Below are 6,619 nucleotides of genomic sequence, written 5' to 3'. Positions count from 1 at the left end.
CCACCAGATGAGCCTCCAATGGTGACGAATTAAACCGGACACCAGTGGGTCAAGCCCTGGGATGACGGAATGTATGGCTGGCTTTGTTGCCAAACACAAAGGCCGCCTTCCCACTCTACTCATAAAAAAACGGGCCGCGCGGCCCGTTTTTCATGTCCAGCGATGCCGCTTCTCAGCCGGCCCGCGCTGCCGCCCGGCGGCGTTCGTTGATTGGCTGGTAGGCAAGCTTCTGATGATAGCCGCAATAGGGCGAATTGTCGGGGGATTCGCAGCCGCAGAAATGGAAATCGTCCTTCAGCGGATCGCCGACCGGCCACTTGCAGGTGCGTTCGGTCAGTTCCGTCAGGCCGAGGCGGCGCGAGATCGGCACGACCACGTTGCCCTTCGGCACGTACTCCATTTCCTCGACCGTTTCGATCTCGATCTCTTCCTTCAGCATCGTTGCGCCCTGCTGGCGGGTAACGGTGCGGGTGGTGATGCGAGAGGCATAATTCGGTGCGCGCGGCGCCGAGGTATTGCGTTTCGGCGTGCGCGCCGTGGCGGCGGTGCCGCCGGCCTTGGCGCGGCCCGGAAGGCTGAGCCTATGTACTTTACCGATCACAGCGTTTCTGCTGACACCGCCAAGTTGCGCCGCGATCTGGCTGGCGCTCAGTCCTTCGGCCCAAAGCTTCTTGAGTTTCTCGACCCGCTCGTCTGTCCAGTTCATGCCCTGTCTCCACCTTCTGCGTTGGTGATGGCAGAATCCCTCACCGTTGTCCCGGAAGCCTCCGAAACAAGAAACGCTTGATCAATTTTGGTGACTAGTTCCGCCGCATGCAGTCTAGTAATTGAACTTTAACCTAGTGTGAGGCTGACTCCCTGACAAGAGTCGCGGGAATCCGGATGAATCGAATTCGTAGTTTTCCCCAACTTGCTGCCCCGGCGTGGCATTTCTGCAATATTGCCTGTTGAAGACTGAAAATGCCGCTGCACACCCTTGCTGCATACGCTAAGGGCGCAGTTTTGTTGACATTGCAGCGCGAAAAGGAAATAGTGCCGCTGGCCGCCGCAAGGCGGCATTTTTGATTTTTCGGGCCTGGTTTTTTCTTAGCCGGAGTCCGCTGCTGGATAACATCGATAGGAGACTCGCGCCATGGCCGAAGCCGCGCCGCTTTATGACACCTACTCTCGTGCCCCGCTGCGGTTCGAGCGAGGCGAGGGCGTGTGGCTGATCACCGAGAGCGGCGAGCGATATCTCGATTTCGGCGCGGGCGTCGCCGTCACCTCCGTCGGCCACAGCAACCCGCACGTGGTCGCAGCGCTGAAGGAGCAGGCCGACAAGGTCTGGCACCTTTCCAATATCTATGAGATCCCCGGCCAGGAGCGCCTGGCAAAACGGCTGACGGACGCCACCTTCGCCGACAAGGTGTTCTTCACCAATTCCGGCGCCGAGGCGCTCGAATGCGCGATCAAGACGGCGCGCCGCTACCAGTTTTCCAAGGGCCATCCCGAACGCTTCCATATCATCACCTTCGAAGGCGCCTTCCACGGACGCACGCTCGCGACGATCGCCGCCGGCGGCCAGGAGAAATATCTCGAAGGTTTCGGCCCCAAGGCGCCGGGCTTCGACCAGGTGGCGTTCGGCGATATCGAAGCGGTCCGCGCCGCCATCACCGATGCGACGGCGGCCATCCTCATCGAGCCGGTGCAGGGCGAGGGCGGCGTGCGTCCTGCTACCCCCGAATTCATGAAGGCGCTTCGCCAGCTCTGCGACGAACACGGCCTGCTGCTGATCCTCGACGAGGTCCAGACCGGCGTCGGCCGCACCGGCAAGCTCTTCGCCCATGAATGGTCGGGCGTGACCCCCGACATCATGGCGGTCGCCAAGGGCATCGGCGGCGGGTTCCCGCTCGGCGCCTGCCTTGCCACGGCGGAAGCCGCCTCCGGCATGAAGGCCGGCACCCATGGCTCGACCTATGGCGGCAATCCGCTGGCCATGGCCGTCGGCGGCGCCGTGCTCGACATCATTCTCGCCGATGGCTTCCTCCAGCAGGTGCGCGACGTCTCGCTCGTCTTCCGCCAGGGCCTCGCTTCGCTGAAGGATCGTTATCCCGATGTGATCGAGGATATCAGGGGCGAGGGGCTTCTGCTCGGCGTCAAGGCCGCCATTCCCTCGGCCGAACTGCTGGAGGCGATCCGCGCCGCCCATCTGCTCGGCGTGCCCGCCGGCGACAACGTCATCCGCCTTCTTCCGCCGCTCGTCGTCACCGCCGAGGAAGCCCGCGAGGGCCTCGCCCGCCTCGAGCGCGCCGCCGAAAGCATCCGTGCCGCCAAGGTCAAGAAGACGGCTTGAAGGGATTGTGCCTTCGGGCGCACGACAGGTTAAGAACATGGCTCCTAAACATTTCCTCGATCTTTCGGCGGTCACATCAGCCGACCTCAGAACCATCATGAACGATGCGCTCGCCCGCAAGCAGGCCTTCAAGGCCGGCAAGGGCGACAAGCCGCTCGCCGGCAAGATGCTGGCGATGATCTTCGAAAAGCCCTCGACCCGCACTCGCGTCTCCTTCGACGTCGGCATGCGCCAGCTCGGCGGCGAAACGCTGTTCTTGTCCGGCACCGAGATGCAGCTCGGCCGCGCCGAGACGATCGGCGACACCGCCAAGGTGCTGTCGCGTTATGTCGATGCGATCATGATCCGCACCACCGAGCATTCAAGGCTCAAGGAGCTTGCCGAGCATGCGACCGTGCCTGTGATCAATGCGCTGACGGATGACACCCATCCCTGCCAGATCATGGCCGACATCATGACCTTCGAGGAGCATCGCGGCCCGATCAAGGGCAAGACCATCGCCTGGACCGGCGACGGCAACAATGTGCTGCATTCGCTGGTCGAAGGCGCAGCCCGCTTCGGCTATCGCATGAACATGGCCGTGCCCCTTGGTTCGGAGCCCAAGGATCACTATCTGAACTGGGCCCGCAATGAGGGCGCCGAAATCATGCTCTGCCATGATGCCGACCGTGCGGTCGAAGGCGTCGATTGCGTGGTGACCGATACCTGGGTCTCCATGAATCAGGAACATCGGGCCCGGGGTCACAATGTCTTCCAGCCTTACCAGGTCAACGCGGCCTTGATGGCCAAGGCCGGCAGCGATGCATTGTTCATGCATTGCCTGCCTGCTCATCGCGGTGAGGAAGTGACGGATGAGGTGATCGACGGTCCGCAATCCGTGGTCTTCGATGAAGCGGAAAACCGTCTTCATGCGCAGAAGTCGATTCTTGCTTGGTGCCTGGGCGCGATCTGAACCATAATCGGATGTTGCGAGTCATAGACCCGCGGCCGCGCGAGTGAAGGGCACGCTGACCCATCGCTCCGAAAACTAGGAGTAAAGCCATGGCAGAAGCTGCAGCCGCCCTCGGCCAGTTCGATTTCGCCGGCGATGATCATGTCGTCCCCTTTCAGGTGGAGGGGCTGGATGTGCGCGGCCGCGCCGTCCAGCTCGGCCCGATGCTCGATGCGATCCTCGAGCGCCATCATTATCCGGCCCCTGTCGCCCGGCTGCTCGCCGAAGTCGTCGTGCTGACGGTGCTGCTTGGCACTTCGCTGAAATTCGACGGCAAATTCACCGTGCAGACCAAGGGTGATGGCCCGGTCGATCTTCTCGTCGCCGATTTCTCGACGCCGGAAAATGTCCGCGCCTATGCCCGTTTCGATCACGCTCTGCTCAACAAGGCGATTGCCGCGGGCGAAACCGAGCCGGAGCAGTTGCTCGGCCGGGGCGTGCTCGCCTTCACCATCGACCAGGGCAAGTTCGGCCAGCCCTATCAGGGCATCGTCGAGCTCGACGGCACCTCGCTCGAGGAGATTGCCGGCGTCTATTTCCGCCAGTCGGAGCAGATCCCGACGCGCGTGCGGCTGGCTGCGGCCGAACTCTTTGACCGCGACGATGCCGGCAAGCCGCGCCATCGCTGGCGCGCAGGCGGCCTTGTCGCCCAGTTTCTGCCGGAAGCGCCGGAGCGCATGCGCCAGCCCGATCTCCACGGCGGCGACGGCGACACCGGCGGCCGCCCGCATGGTGAGGATGACGCCTGGACTGAAGCCCGTTCGCTGGTCGAGACCATCGACGCCGATGAACTGACCGATCCGCTGGTTGGAACCGAGCGGCTGCTGTTTCGCCTGTTCCATGAGAGAGGCGTGCGCGTCTACGAACCTCGGGCGGTCTTCGACCGCTGCAGCTGTTCACGGGACAAGATCAAGGGCGTGCTGAAAGGCTTCACTGCCGAGGAAATCGAGGCCAGCCAGGAGAATGGCGAGATCGCCGTCACCTGCGAATTCTGCTCAACGACCTACCGCTTCGAGCCGACCGAGCTTCAGCCGGCAGAATAGGATCGGTTTTAATAGGTTGTTGACTGGTCAAGCCCGGGTGCGGGCACTGCGTCCAGGTTGGTGCTGACAGGAAGGCTGCATCCGACCGTAGCCGAACACATCCACGCGCAGTGCTTGCGGCATGGATATTCGGGTCAAGCCCGAGTATGACGGAGGGTGGTGGGGGCAGCGACCGGCAAGAGGCGGACCGTCTGGGAATTCCAGCAAACTGCCCAAGCGATTTTGCGTGAGAAGCATGTAAAACAAGAGCTACCACTTCCAGCAAAAAACGCTGCACACTTTTGATGAATTCGCTCCCGGCCCCTCGCCTCTTGCTAGCCTTTGCCCCCACCCTCCGTCGTCCTCGGGCTTGACCCGAGGACCCATGCGGCAAGCGCGGCGTTCGTGTTCGCACTATCAACTTCGGCGCTACACGTCAGTTGAGCACCCGCAGCAGCCCCGGTGAATCCAGCGAGAAGGCCGGGATGTCGACATCGAACATCTCGCCTTCATCCGTTTCCATCTGATAATGGCCGAACATCAGCCCGGAGGGCGTGTCGAGCGGGCAGCCGGAGGAATATTCGTAGGTGTCGCCGGGGCTGAGCCGCGGCTGTTCGCCGACGACGCCCGGGCCGGTCACCTCGTCCACCTGTCCGTTCTGGTCGGTGATGTTCCAGTAGCGGTTGACCAGGCGCACGGCGACGCCGGAATTGTTGCTGATGACAATCCGGTAACCCCAAACGTAGCGATCGTCTTCCGGATCGGATTGCTCCTCCAGATAAAACGGTTCGACGACGACTTCGATCTCTCTTGTGAGGGCGCGATACATGCCTTGCACCTTAGTCAAGATATGTTACCCGTATCTTATAAAGAGGCCCAGTCCGTCAAGAAACGGAACGTTGATCAGCGATGAAACAGCCATGATCGAAGGGTTTTCGATCGTTAAGCCTAATTGTCAGTGTTAATTTACTTCCGAACGCCGGCACGGGCGAACTTGTTCCGCTGCGCGTAGCGGCCGGTAGTGGCCGAACCGCGAATGGGTCCGGCCACTATTCCAGTTGGTCAGGCCGAAACCTTGGCAAGCGCCTTGGCAAAATCCTCGATCAGGTCGTCGGTATCTTCGATGCCGGCCGAAAGGCGGACCGTGCCCGGGGAGATGCCGAGCTCGGCGCGCGCCTCCTCCGATAGGTTCTTGTGGGTGGTCGTCGCCGGATGGGTGATCAGGCTCTTGCTGTCGCCGAGATTGTTGGAAATCTTGATGATATCGAGTGCGTTCTGCAGCGCAAAGGCCGCCTCCTTGCCACCCTTCAGCTCGAAGGCGACCAGTGTCGAGCCGCCGGTCATCTGCTTGGCAATGATGGCGGCCTGCGGGTGGTCCTTGCGGCCGGGATAGATCACCTTGGCGACCTTGCCCTGCTCGGCCAGGAAATCGGCGATCTTCGCGGCATTCTGCGTTTGCTGCTTCACGCGCAGCGGCAGCGTCTCGATGCCCTTCAAGAGGGTCCAGGCATTGAACGGCGACATGGCCGGGCCGGTATGGCGGAAATAGTCGTGCAGGTTCTCGTCGATCCAGGCCTTGTCGGCCAGCACGACGCCGCCAAGGCAGCGGCCCTGGCCGTCGATGTGCTTGGTGGCGGAATAGACGACGATATGGGCGCCGAGCTCCAGCGGCTTCTGGAAGAGCGGTGTCGCAAAGACATTGTCGACGACGACCTTGGCGCCGACCTGGTTGGCGAGCTTGGCGACGCCAGCGATATCGACGACTTCGAGCGTCGGGTTGGTCGGGCTTTCCAGGAAGAACACCTTGGTGTTCGGCCGGATTGCCTTTTCCCAGTTGGCGAGATCGCGGCCGTCGACCAGCGTGCATTCGATGCCGTATTTCGGCGCCAGGGTTTCGACGACCCAGCGGCAGGAGCCGAAGAGGGCGCGGGCGGCAACGATATGGTCGCCCGCCTTGACCTGGCAGAGGATCGCAGCAGAGACGGCCGCCATGCCGGAAGCGGTGGCGCGGGCGTCTTCGGCGCCTTCGAGCATGCACATGCGCTTTTCGAACATGTCGTTGGTGGGGCTGCCGTAGCGGGCGTAGATATAACCGTCCGTCTCGCCCTTGAAGCGGGCTTCGGCCGCTTCCGACGTCTCATAGACGAAACCCTGCGTGAGATAGATTGCCTCGGAGGTCTCGCCATATTGCGAACGCAGCGTGCCGCCGTGGACGAGTTGGGTTGCCGGGCGCCAGGTCTTGCTCATGCCATCACCTTCACATAACAAAAAAAC

The 6,619-nt window shown here is 62.1% G+C and carries 6 protein-coding genes; 3 read left to right on the top strand and 3 right to left on the bottom strand.

What is annotated here, in order from left to right; genetic code table 11:
* Positions 1-172 precede the first annotated feature (172 nt).
* Positions 173-706 (bottom strand): GcrA family cell cycle regulator, encoded by a 534-nt coding sequence (locus ATY29_RS20080; RefSeq protein WP_003570607.1) that lies wholly within the window; start codon positions 704-706, stop codon positions 173-175.
* A 426-nt stretch (positions 707-1,132) separates the two neighbouring features.
* Between ATY29_RS20080 and ATY29_RS20075 the strand changes: the two genes are divergently transcribed.
* From ATY29_RS20075 to ATY29_RS20065, 3 genes are all read left to right on the top strand, one after another.
* The gene (locus tag ATY29_RS20075; protein ID WP_003570605.1) at positions 1,133-2,332 is read left to right on the top strand and encodes an aspartate aminotransferase family protein; all 1,200 of its coding nucleotides are present in this window, start codon (positions 1,133-1,135) and stop codon (positions 2,330-2,332) included.
* A gap of 37 nt (positions 2,333-2,369) precedes the next feature.
* Positions 2,370-3,284, top strand: a complete 915-nt coding sequence (gene argF, locus ATY29_RS20070) for an ornithine carbamoyltransferase (RefSeq protein WP_003570603.1) — start codon at positions 2,370-2,372, stop codon at positions 3,282-3,284.
* Positions 3,285-3,373: 89 nt separating this feature from the next.
* Positions 3,374-4,366: an Hsp33 family molecular chaperone gene (locus ATY29_RS20065; protein ID WP_003570602.1), complete on the top strand. Its 993-nt coding sequence runs from the start codon at positions 3,374-3,376 to the stop codon at positions 4,364-4,366.
* 415 nt (positions 4,367-4,781) lie between these two features.
* Here ATY29_RS20065 and apaG read toward each other — a convergent pair whose 3' ends face one another.
* Positions 4,782-5,174, bottom strand: coding sequence for a Co2+/Mg2+ efflux facilitator ApaG/CorD (gene apaG / locus ATY29_RS20060; RefSeq protein WP_003570600.1), 393 nt, complete (start codon positions 5,172-5,174; stop codon positions 4,782-4,784).
* A gap of 233 nt (positions 5,175-5,407) precedes the next feature.
* Entirely contained in the window at positions 5,408-6,592 is a 1,185-nt protein-coding gene (locus ATY29_RS20055) for an O-succinylhomoserine sulfhydrylase (protein WP_097537127.1), read from the bottom strand.
* Between the last annotated feature and the right edge of the window lie 27 nt (positions 6,593-6,619).

The organism is Rhizobium hidalgonense, assembly GCF_002914525.1.
GTDB lineage: Bacteria > Pseudomonadota > Alphaproteobacteria > Rhizobiales > Rhizobiaceae > Rhizobium > Rhizobium hidalgonense.
The sequence above is the reverse complement of the archived record's forward strand: the minus strand, read 5'-3'. Positions and strand labels throughout refer to the sequence as shown.

Coding starts and splice junctions, on each gene's coding strand:
- ATY29_RS20080 (WP_003570607.1), bottom strand. CDS start 706: ATGAACTGGACAGACGAGCGGGTCGAGAAACTCAAGAAGCTTTGGGCC.
- ATY29_RS20075 (WP_003570605.1), top strand. CDS start 1,133: ATGGCCGAAGCCGCGCCGCTTTATGACACCTACTCTCGTGCCCCGCTG.
- ATY29_RS20055 (WP_097537127.1), bottom strand. CDS start 6,592: ATGAGCAAGACCTGGCGCCCGGCAACCCAACTCGTCCACGGCGGCACG.
- ATY29_RS20065 (WP_003570602.1), top strand. CDS start 3,374: ATGGCAGAAGCTGCAGCCGCCCTCGGCCAGTTCGATTTCGCCGGCGAT.
- argF (WP_003570603.1), top strand. CDS start 2,370: ATGGCTCCTAAACATTTCCTCGATCTTTCGGCGGTCACATCAGCCGAC.
- apaG (WP_003570600.1), bottom strand. CDS start 5,174: ATGTATCGCGCCCTCACAAGAGAGATCGAAGTCGTCGTCGAACCGTTT.